The sequence below is a fragment of the Microbacterium thalassium genome, from assembly GCF_014208045.1.
GTDB classification, from domain to species: Bacteria; Actinomycetota; Actinomycetes; order Actinomycetales; family Microbacteriaceae; genus Microbacterium; species Microbacterium thalassium.
This window is the reverse complement of the sequence record NZ_JACHML010000001.1, coordinates 778,359-800,418: the sequence shown is the minus strand read 5'-3', so window position 1 is coordinate 800,418 and position 22,060 is coordinate 778,359. Positions and strand designations below refer to the sequence as shown.

At 70.8% G+C, this 22,060-nt stretch carries 20 protein-coding genes; 9 read left to right on the top strand and 11 right to left on the bottom strand.

What is annotated here, in order from left to right; all coding sequences use genetic code 11:
• Positions 1–49 precede the first annotated feature (49 nt).
• On the bottom strand, positions 50–1,117 hold the full coding sequence (locus tag HD594_RS03810; protein ID WP_184749688.1) for a DUF998 domain-containing protein: 1,068 nt from the start codon (positions 1,115–1,117) through the stop codon (positions 50–52).
• Positions 1,118–1,218: 101 nt separating this feature from the next.
• Between HD594_RS03810 and HD594_RS03805 the strand changes: the two genes are divergently transcribed.
• A complete protein-coding gene (locus tag HD594_RS03805) occupies positions 1,219–2,538 on the top strand; it encodes an ion channel protein (protein ID WP_184749687.1) in 1,320 nt (439 codons plus the stop codon).
• Between the two features lie 25 nt (positions 2,539–2,563).
• The gene (locus tag HD594_RS03800) at positions 2,564–3,940 is read left to right on the top strand and encodes a DUF2252 domain-containing protein (protein WP_184749686.1); all 1,377 of its coding nucleotides are present in this window, start codon (positions 2,564–2,566) and stop codon (positions 3,938–3,940) included.
• 115 nt (positions 3,941–4,055) lie between these two features.
• Here HD594_RS03800 and HD594_RS03795 read toward each other — a convergent pair whose 3' ends face one another.
• From HD594_RS03795 to HD594_RS03765, 7 genes are all read right to left on the bottom strand, one after another.
• Positions 4,056–4,547 carry a heat shock protein transcriptional repressor HspR gene (locus tag HD594_RS03795; RefSeq protein ID WP_184752523.1) on the bottom strand — a complete coding sequence of 164 codons (492 nt, stop codon included), beginning with the start codon at positions 4,545–4,547 and terminating at the stop codon, positions 4,056–4,058.
• 40 nt (positions 4,548–4,587) lie between these two features.
• On the bottom strand, positions 4,588–5,592 hold the full coding sequence (locus HD594_RS03790; protein WP_184749685.1) for a DnaJ C-terminal domain-containing protein: 1,005 nt from the start codon (positions 5,590–5,592) through the stop codon (positions 4,588–4,590).
• Between the two features lie 15 nt (positions 5,593–5,607).
• Complete coding sequence (locus HD594_RS03785; protein ID WP_184749684.1) at positions 5,608–6,249, bottom strand: nucleotide exchange factor GrpE; 642 nt, start codon at positions 6,247–6,249, stop codon at positions 5,608–5,610.
• 2 nt (positions 6,250–6,251) lie between these two features.
• Positions 6,252–8,123 carry a molecular chaperone DnaK gene (gene dnaK, locus HD594_RS03780; RefSeq protein ID WP_184749683.1) on the bottom strand — a complete coding sequence of 624 codons (1,872 nt, stop codon included), beginning with the start codon at positions 8,121–8,123 and terminating at the stop codon, positions 6,252–6,254.
• Between the two features lie 197 nt (positions 8,124–8,320).
• Entirely contained in the window at positions 8,321–8,899 is a 579-nt protein-coding gene (locus tag HD594_RS03775) for a hypothetical protein (RefSeq protein ID WP_184749682.1), read from the bottom strand.
• A 33-nt stretch (positions 8,900–8,932) separates the two neighbouring features.
• Entirely contained in the window at positions 8,933–10,135 is a 1,203-nt protein-coding gene (locus tag HD594_RS03770; protein WP_184749681.1) for a cation:proton antiporter, read from the bottom strand.
• Between the two features lie 4 nt (positions 10,136–10,139).
• On the bottom strand, positions 10,140–10,628 hold the full coding sequence (locus tag HD594_RS03765) for a cation:proton antiporter regulatory subunit (protein ID WP_184749680.1): 489 nt from the start codon (positions 10,626–10,628) through the stop codon (positions 10,140–10,142).
• Positions 10,629–10,756: 128 nt separating this feature from the next.
• On the opposite strand from HD594_RS03765, the gene HD594_RS03760 reads away from it, so the two are divergent.
• The 3 genes from HD594_RS03760 (at position 10,757) to HD594_RS03750 (ending at position 14,800) form a co-directional block, all read left to right on the top strand.
• Complete coding sequence (locus HD594_RS03760) at positions 10,757–12,154, top strand: MFS transporter (RefSeq protein WP_184749679.1); 1,398 nt, start codon at positions 10,757–10,759, stop codon at positions 12,152–12,154.
• 90 nt (positions 12,155–12,244) lie between these two features.
• Complete coding sequence (locus HD594_RS03755; protein WP_184749678.1) at positions 12,245–12,802, top strand: hypothetical protein; 558 nt, start codon at positions 12,245–12,247, stop codon at positions 12,800–12,802.
• Between the two features lie 135 nt (positions 12,803–12,937).
• Complete coding sequence (locus tag HD594_RS03750; RefSeq protein WP_271171293.1) at positions 12,938–14,800, top strand: vWA domain-containing protein; 1,863 nt, start codon at positions 12,938–12,940, stop codon at positions 14,798–14,800.
• A 26-nt stretch (positions 14,801–14,826) separates the two neighbouring features.
• On the opposite strand, the gene HD594_RS03745 is transcribed toward HD594_RS03750, so the two are convergent.
• The 3 genes from HD594_RS03745 to HD594_RS03735 all read right to left on the bottom strand — a co-directional run bounded on the left by HD594_RS03745 (position 14,827) and on the right by HD594_RS03735 (position 18,153).
• Positions 14,827–15,294 carry a lytic transglycosylase domain-containing protein gene (locus HD594_RS03745; protein ID WP_184749677.1) on the bottom strand — a complete coding sequence of 156 codons (468 nt, stop codon included), beginning with the start codon at positions 15,292–15,294 and terminating at the stop codon, positions 14,827–14,829.
• A 297-nt stretch (positions 15,295–15,591) separates the two neighbouring features.
• Complete coding sequence (locus HD594_RS03740) at positions 15,592–17,508, bottom strand: BCCT family transporter (protein WP_184749676.1); 1,917 nt, start codon at positions 17,506–17,508, stop codon at positions 15,592–15,594.
• A 108-nt stretch (positions 17,509–17,616) separates the two neighbouring features.
• Complete coding sequence (locus HD594_RS03735) at positions 17,617–18,153, bottom strand: MarR family winged helix-turn-helix transcriptional regulator (RefSeq protein WP_271171292.1); 537 nt, start codon at positions 18,151–18,153, stop codon at positions 17,617–17,619.
• 112 nt (positions 18,154–18,265) lie between these two features.
• Here HD594_RS03735 and HD594_RS03730 point away from each other — a divergent pair, with 112 nt between their 5' ends.
• From HD594_RS03730 to HD594_RS03715, 4 genes are all read left to right on the top strand, one after another.
• Positions 18,266–18,682, top strand: coding sequence for a hypothetical protein (locus tag HD594_RS03730; RefSeq protein ID WP_184749675.1), 417 nt, complete (start codon positions 18,266–18,268; stop codon positions 18,680–18,682).
• An 89-nt stretch (positions 18,683–18,771) separates the two neighbouring features.
• The gene (locus HD594_RS03725; RefSeq protein ID WP_184749674.1) at positions 18,772–19,458 is read left to right on the top strand and encodes a sirohydrochlorin chelatase; all 687 of its coding nucleotides are present in this window, start codon (positions 18,772–18,774) and stop codon (positions 19,456–19,458) included.
• Between the two features lie 116 nt (positions 19,459–19,574).
• Entirely contained in the window at positions 19,575–21,311 is a 1,737-nt protein-coding gene (locus HD594_RS03720) for a nitrite/sulfite reductase (protein WP_373877203.1), read from the top strand.
• Positions 21,308–22,051 (top strand): phosphoadenylyl-sulfate reductase, encoded by a 744-nt coding sequence (locus HD594_RS03715; RefSeq protein WP_184749673.1) that lies wholly within the window; start codon positions 21,308–21,310, stop codon positions 22,049–22,051. The genes HD594_RS03720 and HD594_RS03715 overlap by 4 nt, the downstream gene beginning before the upstream one ends.
• The last annotated feature ends 9 nt before the right edge of the window (positions 22,052–22,060 follow it).

Sequence of the window (22,060 nt, the reverse complement as noted above, 5' to 3'; positions counted from 1 at the left end):
ATTGCGCCGCCGCGGCGGCGGGCGGTCGCCTCGCCGGGTTCTCGCGCGCTCAGTCCTGCGTGTCCGCCTGCAGAGCGGCGGCATTGCGGATCAGCAGGATGATCCACGTGAACACGAGCACGCCGGCGACCAGCTCGACGGCCGTGAGCGTGTAGATGCCGAAGGCGTAGTAGACCGCGAGCAGCAGGATCACGGCGAAGAACCACCATCCGAGCGCCATGAAGGTCTTGGGCATGTCGGGGATCCACCAGCGGATGCCGATGGCCGCCACGCCGAACGCGATCGCCATCCCCGAGGCGGCGAACGTGTGGATCCAGAAGAAGCGGTCGACGTGGAAGACGCCGACCAGCGCCAGCAGGATGCCGACGAGGATGAGGCTCACCCGCATGTTCCGCAGCCCCGTGGGGTGGGGCGTCGGGATGTCGATCGTGACGTAGCGGGCGAGCGTCGTGACGATGAGGCCCGCCACGATCAGCGTGAGATTGAACGCGAGCGCCGAGATGTCGCCCGTGACGCCGAGCGAGCTCAGATGGTCCTGCCACCACAGCGGGTCGCTCGCGGTGAGCATGCTGGCGACGATCCCCTCGGCGAGGAACACCGCCAGCAGCACGGCGAGCAGCATGAGATCCATGTGCGTCGCCGAGTAGAACGCGAGGTACCCGGTGACGGCGGCGGCCGCACCGGCGAGCACCAGCAGCGGCAGCGCGAACACCTCGGCGCCGATGAACGACTCCTCGAGGATGACCGACAGGAGGGTCCAGGTCAGCAGCGCGATGACACCGTGCGCGACGGCGAGCGCGAGGGTGTCGAGGTAGTCCGGCAGCCGCATCCGCTCCCCGTGCCGACGCACGACGACGAAGCGCCCGACGACGAACGACACCATCGCCACGACGGCGCCGCTGATGGCGGCGAACTGCCCGATGGAGCCCGGCCCCGAGATGGGCGCGGCGTCGAGGCGGAAGACGAGGAGCGCCAGCGACGCGACGGCGATGAACGACACGACGCCGCCCGTGATCGCGAGGGACTCCAGCGATCTCTCGGTGCGCCCGTCGAACTCGCGGACGACCGCGGCCAGCCGCGCGCGGCGGCCCTCCTGAGGTGAGGTGGACGTGCTCACGGCACGAGGCTATCGCCGCATCCGCCCGAAGTCAGCCGGTCGCGGCGGCAACTGCGCCGATTCCTCCCGACGCGGCGCGCCATCGGTCTAGGCTGAGCGCCATGAGCGGCGACGGACAGGCGGCTGCGATCGATCCGACACCGAAGCGTCTGCTCGCGCTCACCGTCCCGGCTGTGGCTGTGGGCGTGCTGGCCGCGCTCGTGCTGTGGCTGCTGGACGAGGCCGCGCTCGGCCTGGAGTGGGTGCTGTGGGACGCCGCGCCGGGCCTGGTGGGCGTTGACGGCGACTCGGGCTGGTGGATCTTCATCACCCTGACGATCGTGGGCCTTCTCGTCGGGCTCGTCCTGTGGCTGGTCCCCGGCCACGGCGGCCCCGACTCGGCGACCGTCGAGCTCGACGCGCCCGTGCAGCCCATGAAGTACGTCCCGGGCATCGCGCTCGCCTCGATCCTCACACTCGGCGGCGGCGTCAGCCTCGGCCCCGAGAGCCCGATCATCGGGATCATCACCGCGATGACCGTGTGGGCGCTGACGAAGCTGTGGCCGCAGTTCCCCGTGCGGCTGTCGGTCGTGCTCGCGCTGGCGGGAACGATCGGCGCGCTGTTCGGCACCCCGATCGCGGCGGCCCTGGTGCTCACCGGGCCGGTCGCCGCGGCACCGGGCCGCGGCTCGCTGTGGGACCGGCTGTTCCTCCCCGTCGCGGCCGCCTCCGCCGGCGCCGTGACGACCCACCTGCTCGGCGGCGGCATCCACCCGGTGCCGGGCATCGAGCCGTACGGCGGCCCTCAGCCTCTCGACATCGTGTGGGGCATGCTGATCGCCACGGTCGCCGCCGGACTCGGCCTGCTCACGGCGTGGGCGCTGCCGCCGCTGCACCGGCTGCTGCGACGGCTGATGCGGCATCCGTTCCTCGTCCCCGCGGTGGGTGGCGTGCTCCTGGGAGCGCTCGGGGCGATCGGGGGTCCGGTGACCCTTTTCAAGGGACTCGACCAGAGCGCCGAGCTGATCGAGGGCGTGGACACCTATACGGCCGGGCAGCTCGCGATCATCCTCGGGGTGAAGATGGTCGCCCTGGTCGTGGCCGCGGCGGCGAGCTTCCGCGGCGGCCGCATCTTCCCCGCGATCTTCCTCGGCATCGCCACGGGCATGCTGTTCCATGCCCTCGTCCCCGACATCCCCTTCGGGCTGGCGCTGTCGGCCGGCGTGCTCGGGTTCACGCTCGCGATCTCGCGCGACGGGTGGATCGGCATCTTCGCGGCGATCGCGATCGTCGGCGACATCACGCTCATCCCCATGGTCTGCGTCGCCGTGCTGCCGGCGTGGCTCCTCGTCTCGCGCGGGCCCGAGATGATCGTGCACCCCGAGCACGACGAGACCGGACCCGACGAGAAGGCGCCCAAGGACCAAAGCCCTTCCGCGTGACCAGCAGACGTGCCACACTCCGGACATGTCCGACGCGAGTCCGGCACTGTGGCCACCTCTGACTCCGCTCGCCGCGCGCATCGATGCGGGCCGGGCGCTGCGCCGCGATCATCCGCGTGAGGGGATGAGCGCGCTCACCCTGACGACCCGCGATCCGCTCGGCATCCTCGAGACCCAGAACGCAACCCGCGTGCCCGAGCTCGTCCCGCTGCGCATCGAGCGGATGTCGGCGAGCGCCTTCGCCTTCTATCGCGGCACCGCGGCCGTGATGGCGGCCGACCTCGCCGCCGATCCCAACAGCGGCATCCTCGTCGGGTCGTGCGGCGACGCGCATGTCGCCAACTTCGGCTTCTACGCCTCGCCGCAGCGGACCCTCGTGTTCGACCTGAACGACTTCGACGAGGCGGCGTGGGCGCCGTGGGAATGGGACGTCAAGCGCCTGGTCACCAGCATCGTGCTCGCGGCCGAGGCGGGCGGGCACCCGCCCGACGTGGCGCGCGACGCCTGCCGGGATGCCGTGCGAGCGTACGCCCGCGTGATGAAGGCGAACGCCGAGAAGAGTCCCGTCGACCGCTACTTCGAGCACTTCGAGCTCGACGGCGCCGTCGGAAAGATGGATCCCGAGACGCGGTCCGCCATGAAGAGCGCCATCAAGGACGCCGAGCGGCGCACCGGCGAGCGCGCCGCCCACAAGCTCACCGAGACCGCGCCGGATGGGCGATTGCGGTTCATCGAGTCTCCGCCGACGATGGTCCGGGCGTTCTCGGACCAGCTCGCGCAGGTCAAGGAGCTGTTCGAGGAGTACCGCGCCACGGTGCCCGTCGACATCGGCGCGCTGCTGCGCGGCTACGAGCTCGTCGACGTCGCCCGGCGGGTCGTGGGCGTCGGGAGCGTCGGAACGCGGTGCTATCTGCTGCTGCTGCAGGACGGCGACCGGAACGCCCTCATCCTGCAGTCCAAGGAGGCGCAGCCGAGCGTCCTGCTCACGAGCGGCTCCATCCGGCAGCCGCAGCAGGTGACCGCCTACATCGCTCGCAATGCGCAGGGCGGTCGCGTGGTCGCGATGCAGCGGATCCTGCAGGCGGTGTCGGACCCGTTCCTGGGGCACGTCACCGGTCCGCGCGCCGACTACTACCTGCGCCAGTTCCACGACAGCAAGGGCAGCATCGAGGCCGAGACCCTCGAGGCCGGCCCCTTCCAGCGCCACGCGCAGCTGTGCGCGGCTGTGCTGGCCCGCGCGCACAGCCAGTCCCCCAACGCCGCGACGGTGTCGGGATACGTCGGCGGCGGCAAGGTCGCGGCCGAGTCCATCACCGCGTGGGCGTTCGCGTACGCCGACGTCGCGCGGCAGGACTACGCGGACTTCGTCGCCGCCCACGCTCACGCCGCGGCGGAGGGGTAGCGCCGCGACCTCCGCGCGTCCGCTGCATGGGCTCTCGCCGAGCGCATGGCTTCTTGCGCGCGCACGACGTATGGATTCGGCGAGTTCAGGTGCACTGGCCGGCGCAGATCGGGGCCTACGCCTCGTCGGGCTCCGGCTCGTCTGCGGCCGCGGCGTCGTCCTGCTCCGCCGTCGGGAGCGGCTGTCGGGGGCGCCACACGACGATCTCGGTCGCGCGGCGCACGCGCGTGCCGTGGCGCAGGGGGATGACCGAGCCGGTGCGGCCGGCGGCGAACACGCGGGCGCCGGGACGGCTCAGGGCCTCGGCGCGGATGCGCTCCTCGAGGGCGTTCACGCGACCCGTCAGCTCGCGCACCTGGTCCTCGAGATCGAGGATGCGCGCGATCGCCGGCAGACCGATGCCCTCGGCGGACATGCGGGCGACCTCGCGCAGCTGCGCGACGTGGCGCAGCGAGTAACGGCGGGATCCGCCGCGCGTGCGGTCGGGGACGACGAGGCCGAGGCGGTCGTACTGGCGGAGCGTCTGCGGGTGCATGCCCGCGAGCTCCGCCGCGGCGGCGATCGCGAAGATCGGCGCGTGCTCGTCGAACTCGCGCGGTTGCGCCATCATCCGCTCACCTCCCCGGCCCGGTCGTCCCGTCCATGCTTCAGCCCCGCGCCTTCGCCATCAGGTCGGCGCGCGGGTTCTCCTTCGGCTCCAGGCTGTGGAACCGCTCGAGCGCCTCGCGGGCGGCGTCGTCCAGGTGCGCGGGCACGGCGACCTGGACCTCGGCGAGCAGGTCGCCGGTGCCCTTTGCCGTCGCGACGCCCCGGCCCTTGACGCGCAGGACACGTCCCGACGGCGTGCCGGGGGCGACACGCAGCTTCACCGGGTCGCCGCCGAGCGTCGGCACCTCGATGGTGGCGCCGAGCGTCGCCTCGGTGAAGGTCACCGGGACCGTCACGCGCAGGTTGAGCCCGTCGCGCGTGAAGACCGGATGCGGCCGCACGGTGACCTGCACGACGATGTCGCCGGTCTCGCCGCCGTCCGGAGACGGACGGCCGCGGCCGCGCAGACGGATCTTCTGGCCGTCGGACACCCCGGCGGGGATCTTCACCTTGAAGGGCTTGCCGTCCTCGCCCTGCAGCGTGATCGTCTCGCCCTTCGTGGCGGTGATGAAGTCGATCGTCGTGCGCGCCGTGACGTCGGCGCCCCGCGTGGGGCCGCCGTAGCCGCGGAAGCCGCCGCTCGGCTGCCCGAAGCGGCCGGATCCGAACCCGGTTCCGCCGCCGCCCTGATTGAACATCCCGAACAGATCGTCGAAGTCGCCGGACTGGAATCGACCGCCGCCGCCGCGTCCGCCCTGGTTGAACATGGAGAACACGTCCTCGAAGCCGCCGGCTCCCTGGCCGCCCGCGGTGAAGCGGGCGCCGCCGGCGCCCATCGCGCGGATCTGGTCGTACTCCTTGCGCTGATCGGGGTCCGACAGCACCGAGTACGCCTCGCTGATCTCCTTGAACTTCGCCTCGGCGACGGTGTCACCCGGATTGGAGTCCGGGTGGTACTGCCGCGCGAGCTTGCGGTACGTCTTCTTCAGATCGGCGTCGGCGACATCCTTCGACACGCCCAGGACCTTGTAGAAGTCCTTCTCCAACCAGTCCTGACTGGCCATGGATGCTCCCTCCGCCTACTCTGCCGGGACCGCGACGACGACCTTCGCGGGGCGAAGCTCGACCGTCCCGAGGCGATAGCCCGGCTCGACGACCTCGAGGATCGTCGCCTCGGTCACGCCCGGGGTCGGAGCCTGGAAGATGGCCTCGTGCTGCTGCGGGTCGAATGCCTCGCCGGCTTCGCCGTACGTGGACATGCCCATGCGCTCGGCGACGCCGCGCAGCTTCTCCGCGATCGCGGCGAAGGGGGTGCCCTCCTCCAGATCGCCGTGCTTGTCGGCGCGGTCGAGATCGTCGAGCACCGGCAGGAGGCCCTTCGCGACCGCGCCCTTGGCGCGCTCGATCTCGACCTCGCGCTGCTCCTCGGTGCGGCGGCGATAGTTGGCGTACTCGGCCTGGAGGCGCTTGAGGTCGTTCAGCAGCGCCGACTCGAGGTCGGCGAGCACGGCGTCCTCAGCTGCGGCGTCGACGTTCTGGGTCGTGCCCAGGATGTCGTCGACGGTCAGGTCGTCCGGTTCCTGCTGCGAGGTCTCGGACGTCTCCTGCGGCTCGGCGCCCTCCTGCGGCTCAGGGCCGGACGCCTGGGCGTCCGGCCCCTCACCACCGAGGACCTCGTCGCCGTCGTTCTCGATCGGCTCTTCGGGGTCCTTGTCGGCCATGCTTACTTCTTCTCGTCCTCGTCGTCGACGACCTCGGCGTCGATGACGTCCTCATCGGGGTTCGGGACGTTGCCCGCGCCCGGCTCGTTCGCGGCCGGGTCGGGGTTCTCGCCCGCGGCCTGGCCGGCCTGGTAGATCGCCTCGCCGAGCTGCGACTGGCTCTGGCTGAGCTTGTCGAACGCGGTCTTGACGGCGTCGTCGTCCTCACCGGCGAGCGCGGTCTTGAGCGCGTCGACGTCGGCCTGGACGGAGTCCTTCACCTCGGCGGGGAGCTTGTCCTCGTTCTCCTTGATGAGCTTCTCGATCGAGTACGACAGGGTCTCGGCCTGGTTGCGGGTCTCGGCGGACTCGCGGCGCTTCTTGTCCTCGGCCGCGTGCTCCTCGGCCTCGCGCACCATGCGGTCGATGTCGTCCTTCGGCAGCGACGAGCCGCCGGTGATGGTCATCGACTGCTCCTTGCCGGTGCCCTTGTCCTTGGCCGACACGTGGACGATGCCGTTGGCGTCGATGTCGAAGGTGACCTCGACCTGCGGGATGCCGCGCGGAGCCGGCGCGATGCCGGTCAGCTCGAACGTGCCCAGCGGCTTGTTGTCGCGCGTGAACTCGCGCTCGCCCTGGAAGACCTGGATCGCCACCGACGGCTGGTTGTCGTCGGCGGTGGTGAAGGTCTCGCTTCGCTTGGTCGGGATGGCGGTGTTGCGCTCGATGAGCTTCGTCATGATGCCGCCCTTGGTCTCGATGCCGAGGCTCAGGGGGGTGACATCGATGAGCAGCACGTCCTTGCGCTCGCCCTTGAGGACGCCGGCCTGCAGGGCGGCGCCGACGGCGACGACCTCGTCCGGGTTCACGCCCTTGTTGGGCTCCTTGCCCCCGGTCTCCTGCTTGACGAGCTCGGAGACGGCGGGCATGCGGGTCGAGCCGCCGACGAGCACGACGTGGTCGATGTCGGCGACCTTGATGCCGGCCTCGCGGATGACGTCCTCGAACGGCTTCTTGGTGCGGTCGAGCAGGTCCTTGGTGAGGTCCTCGAACTTCGCGCGCGAGAGGCTCTCGGAAAGCGACACCGGGCCCGAGTCGGTCAGCGACAGGTAGGGCAGGTTGATCGAGGTCGAGGTCGAGCTCGAGAGCTCCTTCTTCGCCTGCTCCGCGGCCTCCTTGAGACGCTGGAGCGCGATCTTGTCGCCCGAGACGTCGACGCCCGTCGTGTCCTTGAACTGCTTCATGAGGTAGTCCACGACGCGCTGGTCCCAGTCGTCGCCGCCGAGGCGGTTGTCACCGGCGGTGGCGCGCACCTGGATCGTCGAGAAGTCCTCGTCCTTGCCCACCTCGAGCAGCGACACGTCGAACGTTCCGCCACCGAGGTCGAAGACGAGGATCAGCTCGTCCTCCTTACCGCGGTCGAGGCCGTAGGCGAGAGCGGCCGCGGTGGGCTCGTTGATGATGCGCAGGACGTTCAGCCCCGCGACCTCGCCGGCCTCCTTGGTGGCCTGGCGCTCGGCGTCGTTGAAGTACGCGGGGACGGTGATGACGGCATCCGTCACCGAGTCGCCGAGGTACTGCTCGGCGTCGCGCTTGAGCTTCTGCAGGATGCGGGCCGAGACCTCCTGCGGCGTGTACGTCTTGCCGTCGATCGCCTGGGTCTTCCAGTCGGTGCCCATGTGGCGCTTGACCGAGGTGATGGTGCGGTCGACGTTGGTGACGGCCTGGCGCTTGGCGGTCTCGCCGACCAGCACCTCGCCGTCCTTGGTGAACGCGACGACCGACGGGGTCGTCCGGAAGCCCTCGGCGTTCGCGATGACCTTGGGCTCGCCGCCCTCGAGCACGGAGACGACGGAGTTCGTCGTTCCGAGGTCGATTCCAACAGCACGTGCCATGTGTTTCTCTCCTTCGTGTGGACCGAGGCCGCGAGCCGCGGTCCGGGTAGTGCACAAGTCTTCGAGCGGCTCGCCGGCACGGGTGACATCCCGGGTTGAGCCGCAACGACTCAAGGGTACGTGGGGAGTCTGGACGTGTCAAATGAACTTGATATGACTCGACTCAAGTTCGTGTGCGGATGCGGTCTGCCGGTGTGTCAGACCGACTTCGCCACCGTCTGCAGCAGCAGCACGAGAGCCCCCAGCGCCACCAGCAGCCCCAGGACCAGCAGCGACTGCCAGAACCGCAGCCGGGATCTGCGCACCACCAGCAGCCCGATCAGCCCGAGGGTTGCGATGTAGATCCAGGCGGCGATGGTCAGGGCGAGTTCGATGTCGAGCAACCCGGCCCAGGCGGCGCCGATCATCGCCGCCGGCGCCACGACGGTCGCCATCGCCGCCGCCGAAACACGCAGGGGCACGACGACCTCGGCCCACGACGACAGGTCGCGGTGCACCGCGAGATGGCCGATGATCTCCGAGACGAACCCGGCTGTCGTGATTCCCAGGACGCCGAAGACCAGGGCGAGGAAGGCATGCTCCGGCTCGGGATGCTGGCTCGACACGATCACGATGGCGAGCCCCGTGAACGTCGCGTACACGCGCTCCTTGAAGTACGAGACCAGCGCGGCCGGTCCCCCGGCCTCGGTGATCGCCTCTCGGCGGCGGGCGTGCCTGCCGCGATGACGGGCGTCGTCGGACGAGGGCTGCGATTCGGGCTCGGATTCGGCATCCATGCGCTCATCCTGCCTCCCGCGCGTCCGCGCCGTCTACGAGGAGGCCAGCCGCTGCTTCCTGCTCCGCTCTTTCTGGATCCGCTTGGTCCAGTCCGCGAACCACGGCGCATCGGGCAGGCGCGCGAGGATCGGCCCCACGATGATGGTGATGAGGACGTACGCGGTCGCGAGCGCCGCGAGAGATCGGTCGACGCCCGACGCGATGGCCAGCCCCGCGATCACGATCGAGAATTCCCCGCGCGGCATGAGAGCGAATCCGGCGCGCCAGCGACCGGCCTCGGCGATGCCCGCTCCGCGCGCGGCGAGGTACCCCGAGAGCAGCTTCGTGCCCATCGTGACGATCGCCAGGAGGATGGCCGGCACGAGCATGGGGACCAGATCGGCGGGGTCGGTCGACAATCCGAAGAACAGGAAGAACACCGACGCGAACAGGTCTCGCAGCGGCATCAGGAGCCGGTGCGCATGCTCGGCGACCGGGCCCGAGATGGCGATGCCCACGAGGAACGCCCCGACCGCCGACGACACGCTCGCCTGCGCCGCGAGGCCGGCGACGAGCATCGTGAGCCCCAGGATCGACAGCAGCAGCACCTCGGCGCTCTTGGACCACACGAGGCGTGAGACGAAGTGCCCGTGCCGCAGTGCGATGTACAGGATCAGGATCACCGAGGCGAGCGCGATGACGACGGTGAGGACGCTAGCGCCCAGATCGAGGCCGATCAGCAGCGCCGTCAGCACCGGCAGGTAGAAGGCCATCGCGAGATCCTCGATCACGAGGATCGACAGCACGGTGGGCGTCTCGCGGTTCGACAGGCGTCCGAGGTCGTGGAGCATCTTGGCGATGACGCCCGACGACGAGATCCACGTGATGCCGGCGAGCGCGACGGCGGCCACCGGCCCCCATCCGAGCGCAAGCGCCAGCAGAGCGCCCGGCGTGGCGTTCAGGACCATGTCCCACACGCCCGCGATCCGCGACTTGTTGAGGTTGCCCATCAGTTCCTGCGGCGTGTACTCGAGGCCGAGCATCAGCAGCAGCAGGATCACGCCGATCTCGGCGCCGATCTCGATGAACTCCTCGCCGGTGTTGAACGGCAGCAGACCACCTTCCCCGAAGGCGAGGCCGCCGAGCAGGATCAGCGGGATCGGCGAGATCCCGAGCCGACCGGCGAGGCGCCCGAGCAGGGCGATTCCGAGCAGGAGCGCACCGATCTCGATGAGAACGAGCGCGCCATGGGACATCGGGTCAGACTCCGTCGACGATGTCCGCGAGCTTCTGCAGGCCCTCGCTGGTCCCCACCGAGACGAGGGTGTCACCCACGTGCAGGACGTCGTCCGGCGCCGGCGCGGGGATCACCCCGGCATCGCGCACGATCGCCACGATCGAGCAGCGCGTGAGCGTGCGCGCTCGCGTGTCACCCAGCGGCCGGCCCGCGTAGGGGGAGTCCGCCCGCAGGGTGATCTGCTTGGTCGACAGCCCCGCGACCTGCTCGCGCAGGCCCGCGATCTGGGTCATGATCACCGATCCGCCGAGCACCTCCGACAGCGCGGTCGCCTCTTCGTCGGTGAGCGCGACGGTCTCGGCGGCGCGGTCGGGATCGCCCTCGTCGGCGACCGAGATCTCGCGGCCGCCTTCGCGGAACGTGACGACCGAGAGGCGGCGGCCTTCCTCGGTCTCGATGTCATGACGGGTGCCGATTCCGGGTAGCTCGGCTCGTTCGACGTGCACGGACATGCGTCCATCATGGCATCAGCCGTGCGGCCTCCTCGCCGGATCCCGCGTGTAGCCTGACGCATGCCGCGAGGATGCGGCGCACCCGTGGCGGAACCCGCCGTTCACCGAAGGGTCCTAGCGTGACCGACATGCCATTGCCCGAGCAGCCGTCTCCGCCGTCCAAGACCGTCCCCGACCTCGGCGGGGGAACCCGCCGGAAGGGAGTCCTCGCCTGGGCGCTCTGGGACTGGGGCTCCGCGGCCTTCAACGCCGTCGTCACGACGTTCGTCTTCTCGACCTACCTCGCCTCGACGGCGTTCGTCGACCCGACGATCGTGTCCGCCGCCGGCGGGAACGACGCCGACCCGGCGCTCGTGCGAGCGCTCGCCGACAACGCCAGCGTCGTGGGATGGGCCCTGATGATCGCGGGTCTGCTCATCGCCGTGCTCGCGCCCGTGCTCGGCCAGCGCTCCGACGGCAGCGGGCGGCGCAAGCTCTGGCTCGGCATCAACACGTCCGTGGTGGTGCTGGCCATGGCCGCGATGTTCTTCGTCGAGGCCGCCCCGTCCTACCTCGTGCTGGGCGCGACGCTGCTCGCGGTGGGCAACATCTTCTTCGAATTCGCCGGCGTCAGCTACAACGCGATGCTCGTGCAGGTCTCCACACGCGAGAACATGGGCCGCGTCTCGGGCTTCGGGTGGGGCATGGGGTATGTCGGCGGCATCGTGCTGCTGATCCTGCTGCTGGCGCTGTTCATCCAGAGCTTCGGCGTGGACGGCCGCGCGGGCCTTCTCGGAGTCCCCACCGACGGCGGACTCTACATCCGTGTCGCGGTGCTCGCCTCGGCGGTGTGGTTCGCGGCCTTCGCGATCCCGGTCCTGGTGCGCGTCCCCGAGGCGCCGGCGCGCGAGCGGGGAGACCGCGTCGGATTCTTCCGCTCGTACCGCGTGCTGTGGGGCACCATCACGAAGCTGTGGCATGGAAACCGCCAGGTGCTGCTGTTCCTGCTGGCCAGCGCCGTCTTCCGCGACGGGCTCGCCGGCGTGTTCACGTTCGGCGCGATCATCGCGGCACAGGTCTTCGGGTTCTCGTCATCCGAAGTGCTCTACTTCGCCGTCGCCGCCAACGTCGTCGCCGGGATCTCGACCATCCTCGCCGGCCGCCTCGACGATCGCTTCGGGCCCAAGGCCGTGATCATGGCCTCGCTCATCGGGCTCGTGGTCGCCGGAACCGCCGTCCTGTTCATCGGAACCGCCGCCATCGGCTTCTGGATCGCCGGACTCATCCTGACCGCCTTCGTCGGCCCGATCCAGACCGCGAGCCGCTCGTTCCTCGCCCGCATCACACCTACCGGCCGCGAGGGCGAGATCTTCGGGCTCTACGCCACGACCGGCCGCGCGGTGTCGTTCCTCGCGCCGGGTCTCTTCGCGGCGTTCGTCGCCCTCTCCGGCAGCACGCGCCTGGGCATCCTCGGCATCGTCCTCGTCCTGCTCGCAGGGCTCCTGCTGATGCTCCCCGTGCGCGCCGAGCAGGCCGTCATCGACTGACGGGCGTGATCCGACACACCCCCCGGAGTCCGCTAACCTGCCTTCGGGGGGTGTGCCCCGTCCGCCCGGAAGAAAGAACCCCTCCCGACCGTGTCCGTCCGACTCCGTGAATCACGGCGAATCGCCCGCCACGAACGGGCCCTCGCCTACTGGGCGGTGCTCCTGGCGATGGGGCTGTCGCTGTGGGTGGGCATGACGGCGGTCCCGCCGGAGTGGATGCGGATCCCCGCGCTCTTCGTGCACCTGGGCGGCGTCATCGTCGGCCTCGGCGCCGCCGTCCTCCTCGAGACGAAGGGCCTGCTGTGGGCCGTCGGCCGCAACACCCTCGAGGACGTCCGTCGCATCGAGCACACCGTCTCGCCGCTGGCGTGGATGGGGATCTTCGCGCTGCTGGCCTCCGGCGCGTTCCTGCAGCCGGACCTGACGAACCCGCTCACGGTGATCAAGATGTGCGCCGTGCTGCTCGCGGCCATGAACGGCGTCGCGATGACGCGGCTGACCGACGAGCTCGCGCGGCTGCCCGCGGAGGTCCGATTCGGCGCGCTGCCGCTGTCGATGCGCGCGTGGAGCATCTGGAGCGCCACGGTGTCGCAGGCCAGCTGGTGGACCGCGGTGATCATCGGGATGATCAACACGACCACGCGCTGAGCGGAGCCGGCCCGCGCGGCTCGCTCTCAGGTCGGGTCGGCTAGGCTCGCAGTCACGGACGGGCTCCGCCCGCCGTCGCTGGCGTCTGGGCGCCGGCCCGACCACTCCCGACGACGAACCGCCGGAGGCCCCCCGGTGAGCAATCCCTCCGCCATCGATCAGCGACGCGCCGAGCGCGCCGAACGACGACGCCGCATCCTCATCTGGACGACGGCCGCCGTCATCGTGCTCATGATCGCGTCCATCGGCACGCTCTCGGTCCTGATCGTCCGCGCCGTGGCCGACCAGCCCATCGCCTTCCCCGACGACGAGCCGGCCGCAGCGGCGGGCTCGGATCCGTGCACCGAGGTCTCGGTGCTGTCGTCGTACGAGAACGCCGAGATGGTCGCGGCCCTCGCCGCCGCCTACAACGACGAGCCCCGGGACGTGAACGGCTCGTGCGTGACCGTGAGCGCCGAGCGCGAGAAGTCGGGCTACGCGGCCGAGCAGTCGGCGTCGGGCTTCAGCCAGACCTCGATGGAGCAGCCGACGGTCTGGATGCCCGATGCCTCGACGTGGCTCGCCGTCGCGCGCGACATGGGCGCCGAGGACGTCGTGCCCGCCTCGGGCGAGAGCACCGCCGAGTCCAACATCGTGCTGGCGATGCCGCAGCCGCTGGCCGCCGCCATCGGCTGGGACGTCGAGGCGCCGTCGTGGGCGGATGTCTTCGAAGCCGCAGCCGACGAGAACCTCTGGTCCGACCTCGGCTACCCCGAATGGGGCTCGTTCAAGCTGGGCAAGACCTCGCCGGTCGCAGCGACCTCGGGCGAAGCCGCGATGCTGGCGTCCTACGGCACCGCCGCCGGCTCCCTCGACGACGTCAGCGCCGCCACGATCGCCGATCCGGCCATCGCCGCAGCGGTCACCGAGCAGGAGCTGTCGGTCAGCCACTACATGTCGACGCCCGAGCACTTCCTGTGGCACGCACGGCAGGCCGAGCAGGCCGGTTCCGCCGCGGACTTCCTGTCGGCGGTCATCGTCGACGAGAAGTCGGTGTGGGACTACAACCGCGGCATCACGAGCCGTGACGGCGCGACGCGCATCGAGTCCGACCCGCCGCGCGAGAAGCTCGTGACCGTCTACCCGACCGACGGCTTCTATGTCGCCGACAACCCCGCGGTCGTGCTGACCGGCGACTGGGTGACCGACGGGCAGAAGGCGGCCGCCGAGGACTTCCTGCGCTACACGCGCACCGCCCAGGGCCAGCAGGTCGTCCGCGAGTCGGGCTACCGCGATCTCAACGGCGAGCTGGACGCCTCGGTGATGGACGTCGGCGCGCTCGAGGCCGAGCCGGCGGGTGCCCGCGCCCTCCCGGGATCCGATGTCGTCGTGGCGGTGAACGAGGCGTTCCCCGACGTCCGCAAGCGCGCGAACGTGCTGTTCCTCGTGGATGTGTCGGGGTCGATGAACGACCCCATTACGGACGAGGACACGAAGCTCACCGGCGCGCAGGACGCGATCGAGCTCGCGCTGGACCACTTCACCGACGGTGACAACGTCGGCCTGGCTGCTTTCTCGCAGGACTCCTCGGGGGCGCTCGTTCCGGGCGAGGTCTCTCCCGTCGCCGACATCGCGCAGACCCGCGACGACTTCGTGGCCGGCCTGAACGCACTCACTGCTCCGGCCGACAACCACACACCGTTGTATCAGGCGGTCGACGAAGCCGCTGCGGCGATGGCCGAGGAATGGTCTTCGGATCGCATCAATGCCATCGTGGTGCTCAGCGATGGGCGGAACGCGACCGATTCCGGCGCCGGGACGGGGCGCGACGACCTGCTGGCAGACTTGGCTGACCTGCACCACGAGACGCCGATCCTCGTCTTCACACTCGCGTACGGCGAGGACGCCGACGTGGAGACGCTGCAGGCGATCTCGAAGGCCACCGGAGCCCACTACTACGACGCCACCGACCCCACCAAGGTCAAGTCGGTGCTGGGCGACCTGGTCACCAGCTTCTGACGCGACGCGCGGCGACCGGCGGGTGATCAGCCGTCGGCGCCGCGCGCATAGGCGACCGCCGTCGCGGCGACCTGATCGACGTAGGACTCGAGGTGGTTGTACGCGAACACCGCGGTCCGCCACGTGTCGGCGTCGGACAGGTCGCCGTAGCGGCACAGATACCGCGCCGCGGCGAGCGCGGCATCGTCGATCTGCTGAGGATCGGCCCGGCCGTCGCCATCGCCGTCGGAGCCCCACGTCGCCCACGTCGCGGGGATGAACTGCATCGGCCCGACGGCGCGGTCGATCTCGGCCGTGCCGTCGAGGGCGCCGTCGTCGGTGTCGTCGATGCGCGCGGTGTCGATGCCGAGCAGATCGGGGCCGTAGATCGCGGGCTGGGCGACGCCGTCGGCGTTCAGCGCCCCGCCTCCGTGCGTGCCGTGCGCCGACTCGGTCGCGCCGATCCCCGCGAGGGTCGTCCAGCGGATGCCGCAGGCGGGCTGCTCCCGGGCCATCCGCAGCTCCGCCGATCCGTATCCGTGGAGCGCGCGCTCCGGGATGCCGGTGCGCGCGGCGATCGCCGACGCCCATTCGGCGTCGATACCTGCGGAGCCGCCGGATCCCGGGTCGGCCGCGACCGCGATCTCGGCGGTCTGACGTTCGCCGACGTCGGCGTAGGCGGGCGGCTCGGGTGCCGCCGCCGCGTCGATCGCGAACCAGGCGGCGAGCGCGACCGGCGCCCCGGCGCCGACCAGCGAGACGGCCGCGACCGCTGACCTGGCGGCCGGCCGTGTCCCTGGCCATCGCCGTCCTCAGCCGAGCGGGTCCTTGCCGTCGTCGTCGGCGGTGCGGTCGGGGATGTGGTGCGAGTCGCCCGCCGCGCGCGGGTCGTGCTCGACCAGGTCGTCGACGTCCTCCGTCGACACGCCTCCGACGGCGGCGTTCTCCATCTCGAGCGCTGCGGCCGAGGCACGCCGCGGCGGAACATCTCCTTCGATATGCGTCAGCACGAACGGATCCACGTGCTCCTCCTTCTCCTCGCCGGCGCCGGTGGGAACCGGGACCTTCCCCGGCGGGCGCCTCTGCCATCTCGGGCGACGCCGGCCGATGATGTCGGTGGGCCCGGTCTCGAGCCCGTAGAACTCGCCGATGCGGTCGACGAACAGCGCGCGCTGGGCGCGGTCGTACGCCCGGCGCTCACGACTGAACGCGACGATCGTGGCCCAGCAGATGCCGAGCATCACGAAGCTGAAGGGCAGGGCGATGATGATCGCCGCCGTCTGCAGCGCGGTCAGTCCGCCCGACAGCAGCAGGGCGATCGCCAGGATCGCCGTGAGCAGCGTGAAGAGCGTGCGGATGCGCTTGCGGGGATTGATCTGCCCGCCCGTGGCGATCATCCCCATCACGAGCGCGCCGGAGTCCGAGGACGTGATGAAGAAGATCCCGACGAGGACGATCACCCCGATGGTGAGCCACGTCGTGGCCGGCATGTACCCGAGCAGGGTGAAGAGCGCACCCGAGAGATCGACCGAGCCGTCCGGCAGCGTCATCGAACCCGGCACCGTCAGCTCCTGGTAGACGGCCGACCCGCCGAGGATGGCGAACCACAGGATGCCGATCAGCGTCGGCACGATGATCACGCCCATGATGAACTGGCGCACCGTGCGGCCCTTCGACACGCGCGCGATGAAGATGCCCACGAACGGCGCCCACGAGATCCACCAGCCCCAGTAGAACGCCGTCCACCCGGCCTCCCAGACCTCGCCCGCCTCGCCCTGCCACGCGTTGACGTTGAACGACAGCGCGACGTAGTTCTGGATGTAGTAGCCCATCGACTGGACCCACTCGCGCAGCAGGAACTCGGTGGGGCCGAGCACGAGGAACAGCAGCACCAGGACCCCGGCGAGCAGGAGGTTCGTCGACGACAGCCATTTCATGCCCTTGGTGACCCCCGAGAGCACGGAGGCCAGGACGAACACCGTGATGACGAGGATGATGACGATCTGCGAGATCGTGGAGGGCTCCACCAGCCCGGCCGAATCGAGCCCGGAGCTGATCTGGAGCACGCCGAGCCCGAGCGACGTCGCGACGCCGAACATCGTGCCCGCCAGCGCGACGACGTCGATCACGTTGCCCCACGCGCCGTTGACGCGGTCGCCGAGGATCGGCTCGAAGATCCAGCGGATCGAGATGGGGCGCTTGCGCCGGTGGATCGCATAGGCGAGGCCGAGGCCGACCACGACGTAGATCGACCAGGCCTGCACGCCCCAGTGCAGATAGGTCTGTCCCATCGCCTGCGCGGCGAGCTCTTCGGGGGTGCCGGTGACGCCCGGCCGGGGCGAGACGAAGTGGCTGAGCGGTTCGCTGACGCCGTAGAAGACCAGACCGATCCCCATGCCGGCGGCGAACAGCAGTCCGAACCACGCCCCGATGGAGAACTCGGGCTCGTCATCGTCGGCGCCGAGCCGGATGTCGCCGTACTTGCTGAAGCCGACGACGAGGCAGAAGGCGACGAAGAACACCGCGATGAGCACGTAGTACCAGTTGAACGCGTTGACGATCGTGGACTGGATGGCGCCGAACATCGCCTCGGCCGCGCTCGGCGCGATGAGACAGAACGCGCTGAACGCCACGACGACGATCGCGGCGGGCCACATCACCCAGGGGGCGACGATCCCTCCGTGAGGCTGTGGCTGAGGCGCCTTGGTGGTCGGTGATTCGCTGGTCATGTCGCACCTTCCGGCCAGGTGGTCTTGCCCTCACCGTACCGAGAGTGTCCGGTCGACGTAACCCGCGAACGGGCCGTCACCGGCGGCCGAGCGGTGCACGGCCGCGGATCAGGCGGGCCAGCCGTCGGCGAGTTTCCCGAGGAGACGCGCGAGTTCGCGCCGTTCGTCATCGGTGAACGACTCGAGCGCCGCGGCCACCGACTCCCGCCTTTCGCCGCGGAGGCCCCGGACGGCCTCGCGTCCGGCGTCGGTGAGAGCCACCCGCGTCCGGCGGGCGTCCTCGGGGTCGGCTTCACGTGCGACCAGGCCCATCTCCACGGCCTGCTGCACCAGGCGCGATGCACGCGGCTGGTCGACGCCGACCGCGTCGGCGATCTCGCCCACGGCGAGCGGTCCAGGCGCCGAAGCGAGGGCCTCGAGCAGGCGCATCCGTGCCGGGCCGCCGAGCCGCCCGCCGGGCCCGGTGTGACCGCGGCCGTGACCGAAGCCGCCGTGCGGCCCGCCGTGGCCGTGACCGACGTGGGGCAGCGGTCCGCGCAGCGGCTGCGGGCCTCCCGCCCAGGGCGGCCGTGGCATCCGCTTGGCACGCAGGCGCGCGAGGGCGTCCGCGATCGCGTCGACGGGGTCGCGTGAGTCGTTCGCCACGACCCTGATTTTACATGCGAATTGACATGCTTCTGTCTTATATGTCACACTGCATGCACATGTCATATGACATGCACTGGGCGCCTCGCCGCCCCCACGAAAGGAACACACCATGACCGACGAAGAGAACCTGACATCGGAAGCACCTCGACGCCCCCTCGTCTACTGGCTGCGTGCCGTCGACGACGTCCTCGGCGACGAGTTGGCGCGCGCGTTCGCCGAGGGCGACGACGCCGACGTCTTCGGCTCCGTCCGCGCCCGCATCCACGACGCGGTGAGCCCTGAGGACCTCGCGACCACCGTCGCCTCGCTCGAGGCGATCGCGCGGGCGTTCGGATGGGACGACGACAGCCGTCCGCTGCGCACCGGCCCGCGCCGGCGCGACATCGGGCACGCGCCGCGGTTCGGACACGGGTCCGGCCGCCGCCACGGCTTCGGCCACGGCCGTCACCACTCCCGCCACCACGGCGGCGGGTGCGGCGAGCACGTGCACGGCCACCGGCACGCCGAGACCGAGCGGGTCTCGTGAGCCGCCGCGGGCCGTCCTCCGCCGATGCCGAGGGCGGCCCGCACTCCCGCGCGCGGGGCGATCGCACCGGGGGGCGTCAGAATGGGGGCATGCCGAACGCGACGCTCCTCGCCATCTCCCACGGCACCGCATCCCCGCACGGTCAGGCGGCCGTCGCGGCACTCGTCGCGGCCGTCGCCGCGCGGCTCCCGGACGTCCCCGTGCGCCTCGGCCACGTCGACGTGCAGCAGCCGGACGTGACGGCATCCCTCACCGCCATCGGTCGCGATCAGCCGGTCGTCATCGTGCCGCTGCTGCTCTCGGCCGGCTACCACGTGCACGTCGACCTGGTCGAGCAGTCCGCGCCGTGGGCCGACGCCACCATCGCCGGGGCCCTCGGACCCGACCCGCGCCTGGCGGCGCTGCTCGCGGCCCGCCTCGCCGACCTGCACGGCGGCCCCGACGACGCCGTCGTGCTGGCGGTCGCGGGCTCGAGCGACGAACGCGCGAACGAGGACTGCCGGGCGACGGGGCGGATGCTGGCCGACCTGCTCGGCCGCGACGTCGAGGTCGGCTTCCTCGCTGCCGCGGACCCGCGACTGGGCGACGCGGTCGAGGCGGCGCGGTCGCGCGCGGAGCGCGTCCTCGTCGCGAACTACCTGCTCGCACCCGGCTACTTCCACGATCTCGCGGTCCAGGTCTCGGCCGGCGCCGCGGTCGCGAGGCCCCTCCTCGACGACGCACCGGCCGTCGAGCTCGTGGACATCGTGGTCGACCGCTACCGCGCGGCATGCTGATCGGCCCGGCGCTCGGCGATTCCCCTCCCCTCCCCGTGTGACGTCGTGTTGCGGCCCGTAACGGCCGTTGACACACAGCGGCACGGCACGCGCCCGGCGTCTCTACTCTCGCCAGGGTGACGATCAGCAGCTCCTCCACCCGCACGCCCGCCCCTCGACCCGAGGGCGCCCGGGCGCGACCGACGCGCCCGTCGGCGCGGCCGAACGGGCAGTGGAAGGTCGACGGGCCCACGCCCCTCAACGCCAACGAGGAGTGGAAGCAGGTCGACAACGGACTGAGTGTCCGCGAGCGCATCGAGCAGATCTACGCGAAGGGCGGCTTCTCGTCGATCGACCCCACCGACCTGCACGGCCGGTTCCGCGTGTGGGGCCTCTACACGCAGCGCAAGCCCGGCATCGACGGCGGTCGCACCGCGACCCTCGAGCCCCACGAGCTCGAGGACGAGTTCTTCATGCTGCGCGTCCGCATCGACGGCGGCCAGCTCACCACCGAGCAGCTGCGGGTCATCGCGGGCATCTCCCAGGACTTCGGGCGGGACACCGCCGACCTCACCGACCGGCAGAACGTGCAGCTGCACTGGATCCAGGTCGAGTCGATGCCCGAGATCTGGCGCCGTCTCGAGGCCGTCGGCCTCGGGACCACCGAGGCCTGCGGTGACGTGCCGCGCGTGGTGCTCGGGTCGCCGGTGGCCGGGATCGCCGCGGACGAGCTCATCGACGCCACACCCCAGATCCACGAGATCACCTCGCGGTTCATCGGCGACGAGTCCCTCGCCAACCTCCCCCGCAAGTTCAAGTCCGCCATCACCGGACACCCCGCGCAGGACGTCGTGCACGAGATCAACGACGTCGCCTTCGTCGCCGTGGAGCACCCCGAGCACGGCGTCGGCTACGACCTGTGGGTCGGCGGCGGCCTGTCGACGGCGCCGCGGCTCGCGGAGCGCCTCGGCGTGTTCGTCGAGCCGGCCAAGGTGGCCGATGTCTGGCACGGCGTCGCGCAGATCTTCCGCGACTACGGCTACCGGCGCCTGCGCAACAAGGCGCGGCTGAAGTTCCTGCTGGCCGAGTGGGGAGCCGCGAAGTTCCGCCAGGTGCTGCAGGACGAGTATCTCGGCTACGCGCTGCCCGACGGCCCCGCCGCCCCCACGCCGGCGACGCCCGGCGACCACGTCGGCGTCCACCGCCAGAAGGACGGCCGGTTCTACGTCGGCGTAACGCCGATCGTCGGGCGCGTCTCGGGGCCCACCCTCGCCAAGCTCGCCGATGTGATCGAGGCGCACGGCTCGACGCGCCTGCGCACGACGCCGCACCAGAAGCTCGTGGTCCTCGACATCCCCGCCGAACGCGTGGAGTCGCTGGTCGCCGAGCTCGACGCGCTCGGGCTCTCGGCCCGCCCCAGTCTCATCCGCCGCGGCACCATCGCGTGCACCGGAATCGAGTTCTGCAAGCTCGCGATCGTCGAGACCAAGGGCAATGCGACCGCGGCGGTGCTCGCGCTCGAAGAGCGCCTCGCCGGGCTCGACCTGCCGCATCCGATCTCGCTCCACGTGAACGGATGCCCGAACTCATGCGCCCGCATCCAGACGGCCGACATCGGCCTGAAGGGCCAGCTCGTCACGATCGACGGCGAGCAGGTGCCCGGCTACCAGGTGCACCTCGGTGGCGGGCTGGCCTCGCAGGACCGGGCCGAAGCAGGGCTCGGGCGCACCGTGCGCGGCCTGAAGGTCGCCGCGGACGGCATCGCGGACTACACCGAGCGCGTCGTGCGCCGGTTCCTCGCCGAGCGCGATGCGGATGCCGGCGAGACGTTCGCCCAGTGGGCGCACCGCGCCGACGAGGAGGCTCTGCAATGACCGCGACCCTCGCCCCGCGCGCCGGGCGCCTGCGGTCGCGCGACGAGCTGCGGGCGCTCGCCGAGGCGGGCAACGCCGAACTCGGCAGCCTGACCGATCACGAGGCGAGCGCCGACGAGGTGCTCCAGTGGGTGGCGCGCACCTTCGCCGTCGAGGCCGCCGCGGTGGCGTCGTCGATGGCCGACGCGACGATCCCGTACATGGTGTCGGAGCACCTGCCCGGCGTCGACGTGATCTTCCTCGACACCGGCTACCACTTCACCGAGACGATCTTCACGCGCCACGAGGTCGAGCGGACCCTCGACGTGCGCCTCATCGACGTGTACCCCGAGCAGACCGTCGCCGCTCAGAACGAGGAGTTCGGCCGCGACCTGTTCGCCCGCGATCCGGGGCTGTGCTGCCGGCGTCGCAAGGTGATCCCGCTGCAGAAGACGCTCGCCGGCTACGAGGTGTGGTTCTCGGGCGTCCGCCGCGACGAGACCGAGAGCCGGGCGACCACCCCGCTCGTGGCCTTCGACGAGCGCAACGGGCTGGTCAAGGTCAGCCCCATCGCGGCCTGGACCGAGGACGACGTCGCCGCGTACGCCTCGACACGCGAGATCGTCGTCAACCCGCTGCTGTCGTGGGGCTACCCCTCGATCGGCTGCGAGCCGTGCACCCAGCCGGTCGCCGAGGGCGAGGATCCGCGCTCGGGCCGGTGGGCGGCGTTCAGCAAGACCGAGTGCGGACTGCACATCTGACAGGGAATC